This window comes from Parasaccharibacter sp. TMW 2.1891, assembly GCF_023337675.1.
Lineage (GTDB): Bacteria > Pseudomonadota > Alphaproteobacteria > Acetobacterales > Acetobacteraceae > Bombella > Bombella apis.
This window is the reverse complement of sequence record NZ_QORT01000002.1, coordinates 232,996-252,726: the sequence shown is the minus strand read 5'-3', so window position 1 is coordinate 252,726 and position 19,731 is coordinate 232,996. Positions and strand designations below refer to the sequence as shown.

The following is a 19,731-nucleotide window of genomic DNA, read 5'->3' as shown; positions in this document are numbered from 1 at the left end:
CCCGTCAGAAATCAAGATCGGCATAATGGGCAGGTGGTTTCACGCCGCTGACACGGTCACCCAGAAGATCACGGAAACAGGGGCGGGACTTTATGCGGGCGTACCAGTCCCGCACGCACGGAGCCCGACGCCAGTCGATATCACCCAGAAAATCCAGGGCGGAAATATGGGCCGCAGCCGTAAAATCTGCCGCTGTCAGAACAGAACCACCCAGCCATGTCCGTGTTTCGGCCAGATAGCCAATGTAATCCAGATGGAAACGGAGATTCTTGTACCCTGCCTGAAGAATCTTCCCATCAGGATGCCCCTGCCCGAAAAGACGCTTCTCCACCTTTTCCCCCAGAAGGTTGACCATGACTTCCTGCTGGAAGAGCCGCTCAAACCAGTCCATGAGGCGGCGGACTTCCACCCGTTCAGCCAGATTGCGCCCCAGAAGAGAGGTCTCCGGATAGGCATCCTCCAGATATTCGGCAATCACACGCCCGCCAGGCACGACCATGCCACTGTCCTCCACCAGAACGGGCACCTCGCCTGCCGGATTCAGTTCGTGAAACCGTTCGTTCTGCTCCCACGTCTTTTCCACGACGAGCTCAAACGGCAGCTTCTTCTCTGCCAGCATGAGCCGCACAAAACGCGATTGCGGAGACAGGGGTAAGTGATGCAGTATACGCATATGTTTTTCCTACGGCATTTTTGCATCAGGGAACAGAGACCATTCCAATCAGTCCAGACACAACCACGGTGATCCACAGTTCATGTCCAGCCCATCAGCATCTCCGTCGTTTCATCCGTCAGATGCGTCCGCAGTGCAAGCCCCAGGTACCAGCAGAATGACCATCCGTGCCCGGGGCCGGTCTTTCCTGGCACTCATTCTCTCCCCAGAAGCCCCGCTGAAGGACTGGCTGGCCGGACTGGATGAGCATATGAGGCGCGCCGCCGGATTCTTCAACCGCCAGCCCGTCATTCTGGACCTCAGCCTGCTGGATGAAAATACGGAAGGACTGGCCGGTTTCCAGCAGGAACTGCGCCAGCGCCATATCCATCTGATCGGCATTGAGGGGGGAGATCGCCACTGGGCAGCCCTCCAGTCATGGGAGTGGCCCATCGAACTCCAGGGCGGGCGCCCGAGCGGGCCCGTGAACCTGCCCGATGGCGAAGAGCCGCAGGCGGCCGAGCCCGCCACTGCGAACCTGAGCGAACCGCTCATCATCAACCGGGTCGTACGCTCTGGCCAGTCCATCCAGAATCCCGATGGGGACGTCATCGTGCTGGGGGCCGTCTCCTCTGGTGCGGAGATCATTGCCGGTGGGTCCATCCACGTTTACGGGCCGTTGCGCGGGCGGGCCATTGCCGGGGTGGACGGCCATCCCCAGGCCCGCATCTACACCGCCAAGATGGAGGCCGAACTGCTCGCCATTGACGGTTTCTACATGGTGGCCGAAGAAATGCCGGAAGACTCCGTGGGGAAAGCCGCACAGGTCTATCTGGAACAGGAACGGCTGAATGTGACTCCCCTTCAGGCAGGGACTGTCAAAATATGACTTTTTCCTTTTTGAAAAAAGAAAACTGCCCACTTGTGACACAGAATGTCTTATCAATGCTTAATCATCACTGTAGAGTATGAAGCAACAAGGCAAGGTTCCCTTTTACTGAACCTTAATCATCTGCAATAATGTCCACAAATAAGGCTCATGAGCCGACTGCGGGAAAGCTGAAAATTTCATGGCAAAGATCGTTGTTGTTACATCCGGCAAAGGGGGCGTTGGCAAAACGACAACAACAGCCGCCCTTGGGGCCGCCTTGGCGCGAAGCGGACAGAATGTGGCTGTGGTCGACTTTGACGTCGGGCTCCGCAACCTGGACCTCATCATGGGGGTCGAACGGCGGGTCGTGTTCGACCTGATCAACGTCATCCAGGGGGAAGCCACACTCCATCAGGCCCTGATCCGTGACAAGCGCTGTGATACCCTGTCCATCCTGCCGGCCTCCCAGACCCGGGACAAGGACGCCCTGACAAGCGAGGGCATAGAACGGGTGATGAACGAGCTGCGGGAGCGCTTCGACTGGATCCTCTGTGACAGCCCAGCCGGCATTGAGCGCGGGGCCCAGCTGGCCATGCATCATGCCGACCACGCCGTGATCGTCACCAATCCGGAAGTCAGCTCCGTCCGTGACTCTGACCGCATCATCGGTATGCTCGACAGCCAGACAGCCCGGGCACAGAAAGGTGAGACGGTCGAGAAGCACCTGCTTCTGACACGCTATGACCCGAGCCGGGCCTCCCGTGGTGAGATGCTGAGTGTTGAAGATGTCGTGGGCATCCTCTCCCTGCCCCTGCTTGGCGTCATTCCCGAAAGCGAAGATGTCCTCAAGGCCTCCAACGTCGGGGCTCCGGTCACTTTTGCCTCCCCGGAGAGCGTCCCTGCCCTGGCCTATTTCGAAGCCGTGGCCCGCCTGGAAGGCAAGGACATCCCCGTCACCATCCCGACCGAAAAACGTGGTCTGTTCGACCGCATCTTCAAAAAGAGGGGATCATGAGTTTTCTGGACAGCTTCTTTTCCCGGAAACGCCCCGAGGCAAGCAGCAATGTAGCACGGGACCGGCTGCAGATCCTGCTGGCGCATGAGCGGCAGGCGCAGGAAGGTGGGGACTCAACCCTCCTCCGGACTCTCCATGCTGAAATCCTTGAAGTTCTGGCACGTCATGTCTCCATTGATGAAGACAATGTGCAGATCAAGATGGATCGGGGGCAGAAATGCTCCAAGCTGGAGATCGACATCCAGGTCCCGCAGAGTGGCCTGCGGGCGCAGGTTTCCACCATGACCCCCAATGAGGACCTGTAGTACTCCCTTTCCCTTGACCAGACCTTGTGCGGGGCCTGCCCCGCCACTGTCTCCCTATGCCTGACAGAGATGCTGCCAGGCCGGTTTCTGCAGTCTTCGCTGCTCCGCTCCCCAGAGGAGCTTTTTTTGTCCCATAATGAACGATTCATCATGGTTCATTATGTGTCCAAGACAGCACAGTACGGCGCCTTTCATGCAACAGGTGCCCTGTCACACCCTCTATCCCATGGTCTTGAAGACGACTGTTCTATATCAGACAGGCGCATAGATGTTTCTATTTTTCACTATGAAGAATAGGTGTTTGCCCGGATGATCCCCCGTGTGCAAGGTCCTGCTTCACCTGCTGGAAAGTTGGTCTCTGATGCGTTCCCTGCCTCCTTCACGTCGCCTGACTACCCTCCCCTCCCTGCTTGGCATCGGGCTGGGCTGCATGACGGCTCTATCCTCCCAGGTCAAGGCGGCAACCAGAGACCAGACCATGGCACCGGCACAGGAAAAAATATCTGCCACAGGAAAGCCCAAACCCATCACCAGGCGGCAGGCCACCACCCCGTTGCGTCAGAAACACGTCCAGCAGGTGCCCGGCGGAACGGAAACACTCATCGTCACAGGGACACGGGAGATCGGGAAAAAGGCCCGTGATTCCATTGCACCCATTGATGTCGTCTCCAGCCGGCAGCTCACCAGTACCGGCCAGCCAACCCTGAGAGATGCCATGCAGCTCCTGCTGCCATCCCTCACCGTCCCCACAGGCGGCTTTGATGCAGGCGCCCTGACGGATTCCATCAGCCTGAGGGGACTGAGCTCCAATGAGACGCTGATCCTCGTCAATGGGCACAGGCGGCACACCACGGCCAACATCTATGCCGATTCCGGGCCGCAGCAGGGCACGACCCCGACCGACATCGACATGATCCCCCTCTCTGCCATCGATCACATCGAAGTGCTGCGAGATGGTGCCTCGGCCCAGTACGGATCGGATGCCATTGCCGGGGTGGTGAACATCATCCTCAAGAAGCAGGATCACGGACTGACGATCCGGTCCAACAGCGGCATCACCAGCAAGGGAGACGGCTACCAGCAGGGCATCTTCATTGATGGCGGGGCCTCCTTCGGGGAGGACCGTGGCTTCATCCATGTCAGTGGCGACCTCGTGCATCAGGACCACAGCTTCCGCTCCGGACCGGACAGCCGGACCGGAACAACCATCAACAAGATCCTGAGCCAGCCGGAACAGACCCGGGAGTCCGTAGCCATCAATGCAGGCTATGACATCACCAACACGCTCCAGCTCTACAGCACGGCCACCTATGCCCACCGCCATGCGGAGGCCTTCCAGAATTACCGTCTGCCCTCATCCCTTGCCAGCACCCCCGGTTACGCCGCCATCTACCCGGACGGCTATTCCCCCCTCCAGACGCTGGAAGAAAATGATTTTGAAATCACGGCAGGGCTGAAAGGCCGTCTGGCAGGCTGGCACTGGGACCTGTCCAGCACGTACGGGCGGGATTTCGACAATATCGGCCTGAAGAATGACGCCAACAAGGCCCTTCCCGCCTCCGCCCTGCAAACCACCTACAACAGGGTGCAGGGCTTCAATGACACGCAGTGGAACAACGAGCTGAACCTGAACAGGAAGCTCAATCTGTCCTTCTGGCCCCACAGCATCAATCTCGCCGGAGGGGCCGGATACCGTTATGAAGCCTACTCCATTGCTGAAGGCTCCAGTGCCAGTACCTATGGCGGCGGCACCAGCCTGGCCCTCGCCGGAACAAGCCCCCGCAGTGCGGGCAACTCCAACCGTGACGTGGTCTCCGGTTATGTCGACATTTCCACCCATCTGACAAAGCACTGGCAGCTGGACATGGCCGGACGGTACGAACATTACACCGATGTCGGCAACACGCAGACCGGCAAGATTTCCACCCGTTATGACGTGTCAAGGAGGCTTGCCTTCCGGGGGACATTCAGCAACGGCTTCCACGCTCCCACACTGGCGCAGGAACATTATTCCGCCCTGACCCTCTCCCCGACCGTGGCCCGTGGGCTGGTGGCCGCCACCTCTCCCGGAGCCCTGGCCAGCGGGGCCCAGCGTCTGAAACCGGAGCAGAGCACGAATGTGGAAGGGGGCATCATTGCCGAACCCTTCAAAGGGCTGCATGTCACGACCGATTTCTACCAGATCGACCTGCGGGGCCGCATCCTGCCCGGGAACAACCTCTATGGTGTGGAAGCCGCCAACATTCTGGCAGCCAACGGCATCACCGACCTGCCCGCCAACATCACGAACAACAATCTGTCCACCCAGTGGTTTGCCAATGTGGCGAACACCCGCACGCAGGGCATGGACATGACCATCACCTACACCACGAAACTGCGCCACGCCGGGCGCATCAACTGGGATGCCGCCATCAACCTGAACCGCACCAGACTGCGCCATCAGGCGACCCGCAGCGACGGCACGCCGGTCCTCAACGCCCCCAGCCGGGCCTACATCACGACTGCGTATCCCCGCAGCAAGATCATCTTTGGTGGCACATGGGTATCCCCGGCGCATCGCTGGGCCGTTGCCCTGCATGAAATCCGGTACGGGCAGACGACCTCCGCCCTGACCTATTACCGGAACAACAATACCTCAACGGCCTCGACCACCAACTACCTCCAGTTCCATAACAGACCGAAATGGACGACCAATCTTTCGGTGACGTACAACATCAACAAAATCTGGAGTACAACACTGGGCGGGAACAACATCTTCGCCGCCTTCCCCAGCAAGGTGCCTCATGGCAACCGTTATCTGGGAGCCGCCAAATACTACCTGAGCACATCCCAGCTCGGCATCAATGGCGGCTACTATTATCTGGACGTGTCAGCCCACTTCTGAAAAGTGGGCCAGACGGTCACATCTCGGCCCATGTCCGCAGCAGGTTGTGATACACGTTGGTCAGCCGCAGGACCTCCGCATCCTTGGGGCCGTGGCTCTGGGTCAGGGCCATGATGCTCTGGTCAAGGTCGAACAGGATGGACCGGTGCTCCTGCGAGCGGATGACGGACTGCGCCCAGAAAAAAGACCCCCAGCGGCTGCCCCGTGTCACCGGAGTGACCGTATGCAGGGCCGTGGTGGGATAGACAATCATGTCCCCCGCAGGCAGGCGCACCCGCTTTTCCTCTGAAGGCCCATGAAGGACCAGCTCGCCCCCGTCATATTCATCAAGATCGGAAATGAAAAGCGTGCTGGACACGTCCGTACGGATGCGGTGCCCCGTACCGGGAATGGGCCGCAGGGCGTTATCGACATGCGCCCCGAAATTCATCCCCACATCATAACGGTTGAAGAGCGGCGGCACGAGACGCAGGGGCAGCACGGCACTGTTATAGAGCGGGTTCGTGCCCAGCTTGCGCAGGACAAACGTGGAGAGCTCCTTCCCCAGCGGGCTGTCTGGAGCGATCTGAAGATTGTTCTTCACACTGCCAGACTGTGACCCGGCTGTTCCCCGGCCATCCACCCACTCTCCCGCGGCCAGACGGGACCGCAGGTCAGCCAGCTCTTCTGCCGAGAGAACTCCCGGAATATGCAACATCATGAGATCATGCCTTTCAGGCAGGCCAGCAGCCCCGCCACCTACAGGAAAAGGAGCAGACAGACCTGCCTGCTCCATGTGAAACCTTCACACCATCATCCACCGGTTTCAAGACCGGACATGCAGAAGGCATGGCCGGCCCCGACACTCAGTAATCCATGGTCAGACGGCCAAGGAATGTCCGCCCCGGTGCGGGCGTGGCATAGCCGCTGAAGAGACTGTTGTAGTTCAGCCGATTGGCCAGATTGTACCCGTTGAGAGAGACCTGCCAGTGCCGCCCGAAATGATGGGAAATGACGGTGTCAAAATCCACATTGGCAGGCACCTTGGAGGTGTTGTCATTATCCAGATACACTTTCTGACGCCATGTCAGACCACCACCGATGGTGAAGTTCCACGGCGTACCGGGGAAGGCCTCATAGGCGGACCAGAGGGTCGCCTGATTGTGCGGCACGTACTGGATCTGGTTATGCATCCGCCCGCCACCATTGGAGGATGTCTTCGGGTCATACAGGGCGTAAGTGGCCGTGATGTTCCAGCCCGGCAGGATCATGCCACCAAGGGAGAGTTCCATGCCCTGGTTGCGCTGCTGGGCACCCGTGTTGATGGTGGAGTTGGAGACCGGGTCTGTCGTCAGGGCATTGCTCTTGTCCAGACGGAAAAGCGAGATGGTGGCCCCCAGGCGGTCATGCAGCAGACTGAACTTGCTGCCGACCTCATACAGGCGGGCACGCTGCGGGCGTGTATCCACGGTTCCCTTTGATCCCGGCCGGACCGGTATGGCCCCGCTGGTCACATACATGCCCGTCGGCGTGGTGGAGCTGGCATAGGTGAAATAGACCGTCTGCCACTTCGTCGGTGTCAGCACGAGGCTGGCCGTCGGGTTGAAGGTGTTGGTCGTCTGCGGGAAGCTCCTGTCCGGGTTGTTCGGCAGTTCGGACAGGCCGGACGTCCAGTAGTTGCTCTGCCAGCGGTCCCAGCGGAACCCGCCCTTGATGGATGCCCAGTTTGTCAGCCAGATCTGGTCATACAGGAAAATGCCCGTGTCGAACCCATACCCGCGGCTGTTCGGCTTCTTGCCGATACCGGCAATATTGGGCATGGAATTGGCCTGTGCGGAGACACGGCGCACCATGGCATCCGGCACATTGTGCGGGTCTGGATACAGCATGTTGGCGGTCGGCACCGCCTTGGTGAGGGAAGCACCCTCATAGGTGTCCTGATGACGGGAATCATGGACATATTCCATGTCAAACCCTGTCACGACCTGATGCCGCAGGAACCCTGTCTTAAAGTCGGCCTGCAAGGAGGCGACGTCCTGGAAGGACCAGCTGTTCTGCTTGTAGGGCAGCGGCACGCTCCCGTTAGTGTTGCGGGTGATCACACCGGCACCGTAATTGCCACTGTTCAGCGCATTGACGCACTTCGTGCCGCACTGCACCTTGGAGGCCTCAAAGTCACGGCTGTACTCACCGAAGCGCAGATCATTGTGGAATGTCAGATGATCGTTGAAGATGTGCTTCAGGCGCAGCGTCTCCATCGTGTCATCGGTATGATTATGGTCCTGCTGCTTGCCGTACCAGTTCTGCCGGGGCACGCCATATTCCGAGATCGGCCGCCCATAGGCAGACCCACGGGCCTTGACGACCGGCATCCCGTAATCCGGGATGCTGTTGTCCGTCTCATGCATCACCTGAAGCACGACGGTCGTCTTCGTCCCCAGTCCGAAGGCCACGGATGGCGCAATGCCCCAGCGATGATCCCAGACATGGTCCCGCCCGACCACATTGTTGGACGCCCCCAGCCCTTCCAGACGGAAGGCCGTGGTGTCGTTGATCCGCTTGTTCACATCCACCGTGCCACGGAAATAATCCGCTGACCCGCCACTGAAATCCACGTTGTAATGGTCGTTGACCGTCGGCGTCTTCGTCACGACATTGATGGCGCCGCCAGTCGTTCCGTTACCGAAAACCTGTGAAGACGGCCCCTTGATGACATTGACGGAATCATAATTGAAGCTGTCACGGGAATAGACGCCGAAGTCCCGCAGGCCATCTTCGTAGATGTCATTCTGTGCCGGGAACCCACGGATGAGAAACTGGTCCCCATTCAGGCCGCCAGCCCCTTCCCCGACGGAAGCCGTGATGCCGGGGACGTTGCGCAGGGCCTCATCCAGAGACTTCACGTTCTGCTGCTTGATCAGTTCCCGAGGGACGACATCAATGGTCTGCGGCGTGTGCATGACATCCTGCGGCAGACGCCCCATGTCGTTGCCTGCATGCATCGTGTTGAACGGATGACCGATGACATGGATACGCTCCACCTGCGTTGCCTGCACACCATCCTGTGCCGCCCGGGATGCAGATGTTCCGGCTGTTGTCTGTTCCGCATGTGTTCCATCTGATGTGGCAACGCCATCCTGATGCAGGGCTGTTGTGTCAGCAGCATAGGCCCCCCCAGCGACACCACCCAGTGTCAGGACAGCCGAAGCCGGCTTGAGGCATTGATGGATAAAACGACTCATACAAAGGTGCTCCACATCAGGGTAATACGACCTCCACCAAGGAGAGACACCTTCCATAGATGATAATTATTCTCAGTTTCAAACCATAAAAATCATACCAAATCGTTTACAGATAAGATTGTGTCTTAATTGCCACAATATGACACATCATTACCATAATGGCTGTTTCCTGCTGTTTTTCAGCATGTTGCTACCTCCACTCCCATGTTGTGAACAGGTATTGCCGATTATTTCTTAGAACTGACAGGATAAACCGAACACAAAAACAAGAGCCCGTTCCTCAGCCCCAATGCGGAGCCATACCTTCAGGCCGGACAGTATGTCCGGCCTGAAAAAACAGCTCAGTAATCCATGGTCAGACGGCCAAGGAATGTCCGCCCCGGTGCAGGGGTAGAATAGCCACTGAAGAGCGTGTTGTAGTTCAGCCGGTTGGCCAGATTGTATCCGTTGAGAGAAACCTGCCAGTGCCGCCCGAAATGATGGGAAATAACGGTGTCAAAATCCACGTTGGCGGGCACCTTGGAGGTATTGTTGTTATCCAGATACACACCCTGCCGCCATGTCAGCCCCCCACCGATCGTGAAGTTCCATGGCAGGTTGGGGAAGGCCTCATAAGCGGACCAGAGAGTCGCCTGATTATGCGGCACGTACTGGATCTGATTATGCATAGGCCCGCCATTGTTGGAAGATGTTTTCGGATCATACAGCGCATAAGTAGCTGTGATGTTCCAACCCGTCAGGATCATCCCCCCGAGGGAGAGTTCCATGCCCTGGTTGCGCTGCTGGGCCCCCGTGTTGATGGTGGAGTTGGAGACCGGGTCTGTCGTCAGGGCATTGTCCTTGTCCAAACGGAAGAGCGAGATGGTGGCCCCCAGGCGGTCATGCAGCAGGCTGAACTTGCTGCCGACCTCATACAGGCGGGCATGCTGTGGCCGGTTATCCACCGTTCCTCCATTCTTGCCCGGCCGGACCGGCACGGCCCCGCTGGTCACATACATGCCCGTTGGTGTGGTGGAGCTGGCATAGGTGAAATAGATCGTCTGCCAGCTGGTCGGTGTCAGCACGAGGCTGGCCGTCGGGTTGAAGGTATTCTTCGTCTGCGGGAAACGCTTGTCCTCATTCGGGACGGGGCGGTTTTTCTCATTCAGGGTCGTCTCTGGCCCACCTGTTACGGTGTACCCACTCTGCCAACGGTCCCAACGGAACCCGCCCTTGATGGACGCCCAGTTTGTCAGCCAGATCTGGTCATACAGGAAGATGCCCGTATCAAACCCATAACCATGATTGTCCGGCTTTCTGCCCAGCCCGGCAATGTACGGCATGCTCTTCGGATTCTCCCCTCCCGGCACACGACGGGCCTGTGCATCCGTTACCTCATGCGGATTGGGATAGAGCAGATTGGCCGCAGGAATGGTCCCGGCATAGACGTCCTGATGACGAGAATCATGGACATATTCCATGTCAAACCCTGTCACGACCTGATGCCGGAGAGACCATGTCTTGAAGTCTGCCTGCAGGGACGCAACGTCCTGGAAGGACCAGCTGTTCTGCTTGTAGGGCAGCGGCACACTGTTGCCCGGCGTCGTGCGATTGACCAGCCCCTTGCCAAAATCACCGCCATTGATCGCATCAATACAGCCAGCCCGGCACACGACCTTCGAAGCTTCAAAATTACGGCTGTATTCACCGAAGCGCAGATCATTGTGGAAGGTGAAATGCCGATTGAAAACATGCTTCAGCCGCAATGTTTCCATCGTGTCGTCGGTGTGATTATGGTCCTGCTGCTTGCCAAAGAAATTGTGCCGCGGCACGCCATATTCAGACAAAGGCCGCCCATAAGCCGACCACTTTGTCTTGATGACCGGCATCCCGAAATCTGGCACGCTGTTATCTGTCTGGTGCATCACCTGAAGAACAACGGTCGTCTTCGTCCCCAGCCCGAAGGCCACGGATGGCGCAATGCCCCAGCGATGATCCCAGACATGGTCCCGACCCACCACATTGTTGGACGCTCCCATGCCTTCCAGACGGAAGGCCGTCCTGTTATTGATGGTCTTGTTCACATCCACCGTGCCACGGAAATAATCCGCTGACCCGCCACTGAAATCCACGTTGTAATGGTCATTGGCCATCGGCGTCTTCGTCACGACATTGATGGCGCCGCCAGTCGTTCCATTACCGAAAACCTGTGAAGACGGCCCCTTGATGACATTGACGGAATCATAATTGAAGCTGTCACGAGCGTAGACACCGAAGTCCCGCAGGCCATCTTCGTAGATGTCATTCTGTGCCGGGAACCCACGGATGAGAAACTGGTCCCCATTCAGGCCGCCAGCCCCTTCCCCGACGGAAGCCGTGATGCCGGGGACGTTGCGCAGGGCCTCATCCAGAGACTTCACGTTCTGCTGCTTGATCAGTTCCCGGGGAACGACATCAATGGTCTGCGGCGTGTGCATGACATCCTGCGGCAGACGCCCCATGTCATTGCCTGCATGCATCGTATTGAACGGATGACCGATGACATGGATGCGCTCCACCTGCGTCGCCTGCACGCCCTGCGTCTGGGCATCATTGACAGAAGGCGCTGGTGTCGTCGTTTCCTGCCCTGTTGGCGTGCTTTCTTCCTGATGGGAGGCAGAAGCAGCCAAAGCTCCCCCTGCCATGCTCCCTAAAGTCAGCACCGCTGAGACCGGTTTTAGACATTGATGGATAAAACGACTCATGGAAACAACCTTTGTCCTGAAAGGGTCACGCACATCCCCAGCGGGATAGCCGCTCATAAATGCGACTAATTCTTAATTTTAACTTTAAGAAATTGTTGTCCTTTGCAGAAATTTGATGAATGTGTCGTAAAAAACACATTTATTTTAATCTTTTGTTTGTTATCTATAAGACAGACACAGTCCCTCTCATTATTTTTGTTAATATTTAAACAATTAAATATTAACCATTGCGATCTCCCATAAAAAAAACTGCGCCTTCCCAAACGGGAAAGGCGCAGAATCCAGCAGATGATCCGTGTCTGAAGGGTAGATCAGTAATCCATGCTCAACCGCCCAAGGAAGGCCCGCCCCGGAGCCGGTGTTACCCGGTTCGTGAAGAGTGAGTTGTAGTTGAGACGGTTGGACAGGTTGTAGGCATTCAACGACACGACCCAGTGCCGGTTGATGCGGTGCGAGATGTAGGAATCGAACTCCACGTTGGCGGGCACCTTCGCCGTGTTGGCAAGGTTCAGATACACGCCCTGCCGCCATGTCAGCCCCCCACCGATGGTGAAGTTCCAGAGCTTGCCGGGAAAGGCTTCATAAGCAGACCACAGCGTCGCCTGATTGTGCGGCACGTACTGGATGTTCCGGCCATGATTGGGACCGGACATCACCCGCGGGTCATACAGGGCATATGTGGCCGTCACGTTCCAGCCCGGCAGGATCATGCCTCCCAGGGACAGTTCCAGCCCCTGGTTGCGTTCCTTCACACCCGTGGCCAGTACCTGCCCGGCGACCGGGTCCGTCGTCAGGGCATTGCTCTTGTCCAGCCGGAAGAGCGAGATCGTGGCCCCGAGACGGTCATGCAGCAGGCTCATCTTGGACCCCACCTCATAGAGCTGGGAGCGTTCAGGCTGGGTGGCCACCTGCCCGTTCACGGGGCGGATCGGCAGGGCACCGTTGGTCACATACATGCCCATCGGCGTCGTGGAGCTTGCATAGGTGAAGTAGAAGGTCTGCCAGCTGTTGGGCGTGATCAGCAGGCTGGCCGTCGGATTGATGACGCCCTTCGTGTCATGATAATCCAGTGCCGCAGACGGCGCCTTGCCCAACGGGCCACGGGCCGCCGCACTCTCCTGCCCGTCCGCTCCCCATGTCCTGTACATGGTCTGCCAGCGGTCCCAGCGCAGCCCACCCTTGGCGGACAGCCACTTGGTGAACCAGATCTGGTCATACAGGAAAAGACCCGTATCGAATCCATAGCCACGGGAATCCGGCCGCCCCAGACTGTAATTGGTGTTCTTCCAGCAGTTTCCGGAATCCGCCCGGCAGGTCGCATAACCATAAGCGTCACGCTGCGGATGGTAGGTGTTCTGCCACGGAATGGCCCGGTGGGCACCCACGGCATCATACGCATACTGGCGACGGGAATCCTGCACATATTCCATGTCGAATCCCGTCACGACCTGATGGCGCAGGAATCCCGTATTGAAGTCCGCCTGCAGGGAGGCCACGTCCTGAAAGGACCAGCTGGACTGCTTGTACGGCATCGGCCCGCCATTGAGGCCCACACCGGCAGCCGGATCGACCTTCTTGTACCCCGGATTGTATATCTGCATCTCGGAGCAGGACGCGTTGGCACATTGCGGCGTGGAGGCCGCAAAGTCCCGGCTGTATTCACCGAAGCGCAGGTCATTGTGGAACGTGAAATGACGGTTGAAGACATGCTTCAGCCGCAATGTCTCCATCGTGTCATCGCTGTTGTCATGGTCCTGCGTCTTGCCGTACCAGTTGCCCCGGCGCACACCGAGAGACGACTGCTCCGTGATGGGATGGCCCTTGACGACCGGCACGCCATAATCCGGCACGTTGCGGGAGGTCTGGTGCATCACCTGCAACACGACCGTCGTTTTCGTGCCGATGCCAAAAGCGATGGACGGCGCAATACCCCAGCGGTGGGAATAGGCGTAATCACGCCCCACCACATCATTGGAATTCCCCATGCCCTCCAGACGGAAGGCCGAAGTATCCCCGATGCGTTTGTTCACATCCACCGTGCCACGGTAGAAATTCCCCGACCCACCACTGAAATCGGCTCCGTAATGATCCTTCAGTGTCGGGGTTTTGGTGATGATATTGATGGCCCCACCTGTCGTTCCGTTACCGAACACCTCGGAGGACGGCCCCTTGATGACATTGACGGAATCCTGAAAGAAACTGTCACGGGTATAAACCCCAAAATCCCGCAAACCATCTTCATAAATGTCATTTTGCGCGGGGAAGCCACGGATGAGGAACTGGTCGCCACTCATTCCTCCAGCCCCTTCCCCCACGGAAGAGGTGATACCGGGAACATTCTTCAGGGCTTCCTCGAGCGATTTTGCATTCTGCTGCTTGATGAGCTCCCGGGGAACGACATCGATCGTCTGGGCCGTGTGCATGACATCCTGCGGCATCCGGCCCATGTCGTTGCTGGCATGCATCGTGTTGAACGGGTGGCCGATGACATGAATCTGCTCGACCCCCTTGGCCTGAATTCCTCTGGAATCATCTGTTCCATCTGCAGGAGACGTTACATCCTGGGCAACCCTGTTTGCCGCTCCCGGCTCTGCATGGGCACCCCCTACAACACCCCCCATTGTCAGAACTGCAGATAACGGCCTGAGACCACTACGGATGAAACGACTCATATATACCACCAGAAAAACAACATTATTCAGAAGTCGTTCTAGGTGATAATAATTATCATTATATAATAAAGTTTAATTTAAAGATCGGACACACACCCTTCCTCACCAACAGAAGAATGGCAGGAAACTCATGTTTTTTCTAAAAAAAGCAGATGGGAACAGTCAATGAAACCAGTCACAATGACACAGTGAAAGGTATAACCTATCATGTGAATTAATTTATTTTATTCCCGATCAAAAGACCGGGGATGACACAGCCTGACAAGGTGACGGCGACAGAGCAGATCATCCGGGGCCCCGCTCTGCTTGCAGGCCAGCTCCAGCTCCTGCGTTGCCTCCGCTGCCTGGGAGAGAGCAACCTGAGACCAGCGCCTCATGCCCGCCAGAAAAGCATCCTTGTGACGAAAAAAGACAGGTGGCTTCAGGGCAGCCATGGCCTCCTGCCGGGACTGTCCCTCCTGCACCAGAAAAAACGCCCGCTGGAAGCGCTCCAGCACGGACAATGTCACACGGGCAAAAGCAACAGGGCTGGCCCCATCCCCCATGGCCCGCTCAAACGCCCGGTCAGCCTCCAGCCGGTTCCCCGCCAAGGCCGCATACACCGCATCATCAAGGGACGCCTGCCCCGAATCCCCCACGCAGGCCTGGACGTCATCAACGGTCAGGGTGCTACCCGGCTCACCGTAAAGACGCAGTTTTTCCACTTCACTACGGACCAGCGTCCGATCATGCCCCAGATGACCGAGCAGCCACGCCATGCCATCACGATCCAGCCGGATATCATCTTCCGCCAGAATATCGCTCACCGTCCGGGCAAGGTTGCGCCCTTCCTCCGGATAACACCCGATGGACGCCACCTGCCTGTGTTTTTCTGCAAACTGCCGCAGCTTGGAGCGACTTCCCAATCCTGGCCCTTCCAGAACGACCAATGTATCGCTCTGATGCTCCAGAAGGGATTTCAGCTGGCCAAGAGCGCCATCCTGCACACCACGCAACCAGACAGCACGCCGCCCCCCTGTCAGGGACAGGGCCAGAGCCTCCTCCTCCAGCCTGTCCTGCTCTTCCGCTTCCAGCCGGGCCAGACGAAACGGGTCATCCAGATCATCCAGTATGGTCTGGACAGCCTCCCTCGCCCGCTCACGGATCAACCCGCCATCATCTCCGTGGAGAAGAATCACACGCCAGCTGCCAGCCTCCTTCAGAGTCTGCCTGGCAGCCTGCGTCTTGATCTTCACAGACCGTTATCCTCTTCGTCCTCCAGATTCCGGCTGTCCTCACCCGTCCATGTGGAGGCGTTGTTGCTGCTGCGCCCCGTTGCATTGGCTGGGAAGCCATCAACACCAATATAGCGCATGTCCGTCCGCTGCGTGCCGGGCAGACGGTCCAGATAGGGATCACGCCCCGGACGGATGGACTTCTCCTCTCCCAGAGACTGATGCGCCCGGAACCAGACAGCCACCTGCATGGTGATGTCATGCGCCAGGCTTTCCCCGATCCGCTTGTAAAGCGTTTCGTTATTGAGCGTCTGGGCAAAATACTGCTCAATATTCATGTTGAAGCCGTCCAGAGTGCGGGCATAGCCCCGTGCCAGCACCTTGCTGGTATCCCCGACACGATAAAGCCGCCAGTCAGCCCAGCCAACACCACGGGTACGACCCGAGGTATTGTCCTGATGGATATCGATCGACTCCAGAGAAGCCGTGGCATTCACACGCAGGATGTACCCCTCCGGCCGTTCGGGCCCATCCCCCGCCATTTCCTTTTGCAGGCCAAGGCGCAGCTCCTGCCCGAAACGGGTCGGAATGTTCGCTACATAAACATCCTTCAGCTGGGCATTGACGGCAGCATCCTTCTGCCCAGCCTGCCTGCCATAAAGTGGCTGGAAACCACACGCTCCCAGACTGGCAAGCCCGACCCCGGCCAGCAGGATGCCAAGGCCCCGGCGAGCCACTTTCTTCATCCGGGAGTTTCCGTTCATCCAGCCTCTCCCGCTCAGCCCGCTACCACAAAATTGACGATCCGGTTCGGCACATGGATCTCCTTGACAACCCGTTTACCTTCCAGCGCTTTCGCCACATTCGGCTCGGCCCTGGCCTGTGCCAGCACAGTCTCCTTCGCCTCATCAGGGGCGCAGGTGATCGTACCACGCAGCTTGCCCAGCACCTGCACGGCAATGGTCACCTTCTTCACCGCCAGCAGGCTCTCATCCGCTTCCGGCCAGCTCCGCTCCACCACCATCGGGCCTTCCGGCTCCAGCAGCAGCATCAGCTCCTCGGCCAGATGCGGCATCATGGGAGAGACCAGCATGGCCAGAACATGGGCGGCCTCACGGCGGGCGGCAGGCAGGCCCTCACCATCCCGGCCCTCAGCCTCACCCAGCGCAGAGGACAGCTCATGCAAACGGGCCACGGCCACATTCGGCGTGAACCCTTCCAGAGCCTCCGTCACGGCGGCAATGGTGCGGTGCGTCACCTGCCGCAGCTCCTCCCCGGCAGCCCCGTGGGCGGCATCCGCTCCATCCCTTGCCGCAACGGTCTGAACCTGCCGGTAGAGACGCTGCATGAAGCGCCCGGACGCTGCCACACCAGCTGCTGTCCATTCCATGTCACGCTCCGGCGGGCTGTCGGACAGGACAAACCAGCGGGCCGTGTCGGCACCGTAACGTTCAATGATCTCCACCGGAGACACCGTGTTGCGCTTGGACTTGGACATCTTCTCCGAACGTCCGACCGTCACGGGATTGCCGTTGTCCTTGCGGACCACCTGATCCCCACGCTGCTCGACCTCATCCGGGTACAGCCACTGGGTACCATCCCGGTAGCTCTCATGCGTGACCATGCCCTGCGTGAACAGCCCGGCAAATGGCTCGCTGACATCCAGATGTCCCGTCTTCTTCATCGCCCGGGTGAAGAACCGGGCATAAAGCAGATGGAGGATGGCGTGCTCGATACCGCCGATATACTGGTCCACGGCCAACCAGCCATCAGCCGCCTTGCGATCAGTTGGCGTTGCGGCCTTTGGTGCCGTGAAACGGGCGAAATACCATGAGCTGTCCACGAACGTGTCGCAGGTATCGGTCTCACGCCGTGCAGCTGCACCGCATTTCGGGCAGGAGACGTGCTTCCATGTCGGATGGTGGTCGAGCGGATTGCCCGGCCTGTCAAACGTGACATCCTCCGGCAGCGTCACCGGCAACTGATCTTCCGGCACAGGGACAGCACCGCAGGACTCGCAATAAATGATGGGAATCGGGCAGCCCCAATACCGCTGACGGGAAATGCCCCAGTCCCGCAGGCGCCAGTTGGTCACGCCACGGCCAACGCCCAACTCTTCCACCCGCTCGATGGCAGCCCGGATGGCCTCTTTCGTACTCTTCCCACTCAGGAAGCCGGAATTGTAGAGCGTGGCCTCACCCGTAACGGCCTTCTTGCCAACGCTGAAGCTGGCTTCCTCTTCCCCTGCAGGCAGCAGGACGGAAGGAACGTCCAGTCCATATTTGCGGGCAAAGTCCAGATCACGCTGGTCGCCACAGGGGCAACCGAACACTGCACCCGTGCCATATTCCGTCAGCACGAAATTGGCGATCCAGACCGGAGCCGTCTGTTCCGGGTTCAGCGGATTCACCACACGCAGCCCGGTATCGAAACCACGCTTCTCCATCGTGCTCAGGGCTTCTTCAGACGTGCCAACACGCTGACATTCTTCAATGAAGCCCTGCGCTTCCGGGTTGTCCGCCGCAATCCTGCGGGCCAGCGGGTGATCCGCCGCAATACCGATGAAGCTCAGACCGAACAGCGTGTCAGGCCGTGTGGTGAAGACCTCGATGGAATCCTCATCCACGTCATAACCCTGCGGCGGGTTATGCAGGCTGAAACGGACCCGGGCCCCCTCGGAACGGCCAATCCAGCGCTCCTGCATGGTGCGGACACGCTCCGGCCACTTGTCCAGCTCCTTCAGCCCCTCCAGCAGGGGCTCGGCAAAATCAGTGATCTTGAGGAACCACTGGGAGAGCGTCTTCTTCTCCACCAGCGCACCGGACCGCCAGCCACGGCCATCAACCACCTGCTCGTTGGCCAGCACGGTCTGGTCCACCGGGTCCCAGTTGACAGACGAATCACGTCGTTCCACCAGCCCGGCAGCCAGCATGTCGAGGAACAACTTCTGCTGCTGGCCGTAATAGTCTGGCAGACAGGTCGCAATCTCACGCTTCCAGTCCAGCGAGAAACCGAGCCGCTGAAGCGTCCCCCGCATGGTGGCGATGTTCTGGAGGGTCCATTTGCCCGGATGAACGCCCCGCTCCCGTGCGGCATTTTCTGCCGGCAGGCCGAAAGCATCCCAGCCCATGGGGTGCAGCACGGCATAGCCACGGGCACGCTTGTACCGGGCCACCACATCGCCCAGCGTGTAATTGCGCACATGCCCGACATGCAGCTGCCCAGACGGATAGGGGAACATCTCCAGCACGTAATATTTCGGTCTGTCGGCCGGGGGCACGTCCGGCACATGGAAGATGTCGGCCTCCGCCCACCGGGCCTGCCAGTGAGGCTCACGGGCGTGGAAGTCGAAACTGGAGGAGTCAGAAACGTTGCTGGCTGTCATGTCACTCATCGGATTATGTTATTTCCCACCGCCGTTTTCGGCACGCAGCTGCCGGGCCCTCTCCAGAATACGGGCCGTGATATCCGCCGCCGTATTGGGAGCAGCCGGGGTATCCTGCCACTCTCCCCCATTGATGCGTGTCTGGCGGAAGACGCTCAGCCGGATGGCATCCGACCGCAGGCGACGGTCCAGCACATAGGCCGCGATCTTGAAACGCTCATCCTGCGTTCCCGGGGGCTGGTACCAGTCTGTCAGGATGACACCCCCCTGGGCATCGGCAGAGGCCATGGGCATGAAAGAAAGCGTATCGATCGCCCCCCGCCAGAGATAGGCATTCACCCCACCACGGAGCTGGTCATCACCACCCTGTGCGCCACGGTCCACACCCAGCAGATGGTTGCGGGGCAGCGTCAGCGAGGACGGATCCCTTGGCTTGCCACCACAGCCCGCCAGCCCCCCGACAGCCATCACCGCCAGCAGCGACAGTACCATGGGGCGGCGCAGGCTGCACCGGAGAATGGAAGAACGGGATACTGGGCGGGATGATGAAAGGAACATGGGCAAACCTGCAAAGGCCGTGCCAGGGCCGGTCTTGAACAAGGCTTCCAGCATGGCAGGGGTGGAAGCATCAACTGTCAGAACAGGTCCTTCATATCGTGTTCACCCTCACAGGCCAAGGGACATGGTACGATGACAGGCTTGCGAAACCGTAAAAAAAGCGCTAGCTAGGCGTTGCGTGTCCGCGTAGCTCAGCAGGATAGAGCACAGGATTCCTAAGATAATTGGGCA

At 58.7% G+C, this 19,731-nt stretch carries 13 protein-coding genes; 4 read left to right on the top strand and 9 right to left on the bottom strand.

Features of this window, described 5'->3' with window-relative positions:
• Window positions 1-4: 4 nt before the first annotated feature.
• The gene (locus DTJ15_RS06630; protein ID WP_043557811.1) at window positions 5-673 is read right to left on the bottom strand and encodes a glutathione S-transferase family protein; all 669 of its coding nucleotides are present in this window, start codon (window positions 671-673) and stop codon (window positions 5-7) included.
• Between the two features lie 157 nt (window positions 674-830).
• Here DTJ15_RS06630 and minC point away from each other — a divergent pair, with 157 nt between their 5' ends.
• The 4 genes from minC (at window position 831) to DTJ15_RS06610 (ending at window position 5,727) form a co-directional block, all read left to right on the top strand.
• Window positions 831-1,541, top strand: a complete 711-nt coding sequence (gene minC / locus DTJ15_RS06625) for a septum site-determining protein MinC (RefSeq protein ID WP_103765221.1) — start codon at window positions 831-833, stop codon at window positions 1,539-1,541.
• A 181-nt stretch (window positions 1,542-1,722) separates the two neighbouring features.
• A complete protein-coding gene (gene minD, locus DTJ15_RS06620; protein ID WP_081562853.1) occupies window positions 1,723-2,538 on the top strand; it encodes a septum site-determining protein MinD in 816 nt (271 codons plus the stop codon).
• Complete coding sequence (gene minE / locus DTJ15_RS06615; protein ID WP_043557807.1) at window positions 2,535-2,843, top strand: cell division topological specificity factor MinE; 309 nt, start codon at window positions 2,535-2,537, stop codon at window positions 2,841-2,843. The genes minD and minE overlap by 4 nt, the downstream gene beginning before the upstream one ends.
• 361 nt (window positions 2,844-3,204) lie before the next feature.
• Window positions 3,205-5,727, top strand: coding sequence for a TonB-dependent siderophore receptor (locus DTJ15_RS06610; RefSeq protein WP_043557805.1), 2,523 nt, complete (start codon window positions 3,205-3,207; stop codon window positions 5,725-5,727).
• Window positions 5,728-5,743: 16 nt separating this feature from the next.
• On the opposite strand, the gene DTJ15_RS06605 is transcribed toward DTJ15_RS06610, so the two are convergent.
• The 8 genes from DTJ15_RS06605 to DTJ15_RS06570 all read right to left on the bottom strand — a co-directional run bounded on the left by DTJ15_RS06605 (window position 5,744) and on the right by DTJ15_RS06570 (window position 19,500).
• The gene (locus DTJ15_RS06605; protein ID WP_043558305.1) at window positions 5,744-6,427 is read right to left on the bottom strand and encodes a Fe2+-dependent dioxygenase; all 684 of its coding nucleotides are present in this window, start codon (window positions 6,425-6,427) and stop codon (window positions 5,744-5,746) included.
• Between the two features lie 145 nt (window positions 6,428-6,572).
• Window positions 6,573-8,948 carry a TonB-dependent siderophore receptor gene (locus DTJ15_RS06600; RefSeq protein WP_249109691.1) on the bottom strand — a complete coding sequence of 792 codons (2,376 nt, stop codon included), beginning with the start codon at window positions 8,946-8,948 and terminating at the stop codon, window positions 6,573-6,575.
• 341 nt (window positions 8,949-9,289) lie between these two features.
• Complete coding sequence (locus tag DTJ15_RS06595) at window positions 9,290-11,671, bottom strand: TonB-dependent siderophore receptor (protein ID WP_081563396.1); 2,382 nt, start codon at window positions 11,669-11,671, stop codon at window positions 9,290-9,292.
• 311 nt (window positions 11,672-11,982) lie between these two features.
• A complete protein-coding gene (locus DTJ15_RS06590; RefSeq protein ID WP_249109690.1) occupies window positions 11,983-14,343 on the bottom strand; it encodes a TonB-dependent siderophore receptor in 2,361 nt (786 codons plus the stop codon).
• A 224-nt stretch (window positions 14,344-14,567) separates the two neighbouring features.
• Complete coding sequence (gene holA / locus DTJ15_RS06585) at window positions 14,568-15,578, bottom strand: DNA polymerase III subunit delta (protein WP_081562687.1); 1,011 nt, start codon at window positions 15,576-15,578, stop codon at window positions 14,568-14,570.
• Complete coding sequence (locus DTJ15_RS06580; RefSeq protein WP_227431506.1) at window positions 15,575-16,321, bottom strand: hypothetical protein; 747 nt, start codon at window positions 16,319-16,321, stop codon at window positions 15,575-15,577. Before DTJ15_RS06580 ends, holA begins: the two co-directional genes overlap by 4 nt.
• A gap of 14 nt (window positions 16,322-16,335) precedes the next feature.
• Entirely contained in the window at window positions 16,336-18,951 is a 2,616-nt protein-coding gene (gene leuS / locus DTJ15_RS06575) for a leucine--tRNA ligase (protein WP_249103276.1), read from the bottom strand.
• Between the two features lie 9 nt (window positions 18,952-18,960).
• Window positions 18,961-19,500, bottom strand: coding sequence for a DUF3576 domain-containing protein (locus DTJ15_RS06570; RefSeq protein WP_043558583.1), 540 nt, complete (start codon window positions 19,498-19,500; stop codon window positions 18,961-18,963).
• Between the last annotated feature and the right edge of the window lie 231 nt (window positions 19,501-19,731).

Coding starts and splice junctions, on each gene's coding strand:
- DTJ15_RS06630 (WP_043557811.1), bottom strand. CDS start 673: ATGCGTATACTGCATCACTTACCCCTGTCTCCGCAATCGCGTTTTGTG.
- minC (WP_103765221.1), top strand. CDS start 831: ATGACCATCCGTGCCCGGGGCCGGTCTTTCCTGGCACTCATTCTCTCC.
- minD (WP_081562853.1), top strand. CDS start 1,723: ATGGCAAAGATCGTTGTTGTTACATCCGGCAAAGGGGGCGTTGGCAAA.
- minE (WP_043557807.1), top strand. CDS start 2,535: ATGAGTTTTCTGGACAGCTTCTTTTCCCGGAAACGCCCCGAGGCAAGC.
- DTJ15_RS06610 (WP_043557805.1), top strand. CDS start 3,205: ATGCGTTCCCTGCCTCCTTCACGTCGCCTGACTACCCTCCCCTCCCTG.
- DTJ15_RS06605 (WP_043558305.1), bottom strand. CDS start 6,427: ATGATGTTGCATATTCCGGGAGTTCTCTCGGCAGAAGAGCTGGCTGAC.
- DTJ15_RS06600 (WP_249109691.1), bottom strand. CDS start 8,948: ATGAGTCGTTTTATCCATCAATGCCTCAAGCCGGCTTCGGCTGTCCTG.
- DTJ15_RS06595 (WP_081563396.1), bottom strand. CDS start 11,671: ATGAGTCGTTTTATCCATCAATGTCTAAAACCGGTCTCAGCGGTGCTG.
- DTJ15_RS06590 (WP_249109690.1), bottom strand. CDS start 14,343: ATGAGTCGTTTCATCCGTAGTGGTCTCAGGCCGTTATCTGCAGTTCTG.
- DTJ15_RS06580 (WP_227431506.1), bottom strand. CDS start 16,321: ATGAACGGAAACTCCCGGATGAAGAAAGTGGCTCGCCGGGGCCTTGGC.
- leuS (WP_249103276.1), bottom strand. CDS start 18,951: ATGAGTGACATGACAGCCAGCAACGTTTCTGACTCCTCCAGTTTCGAC.
- DTJ15_RS06570 (WP_043558583.1), bottom strand. CDS start 19,500: ATGTTCCTTTCATCATCCCGCCCAGTATCCCGTTCTTCCATTCTCCGG.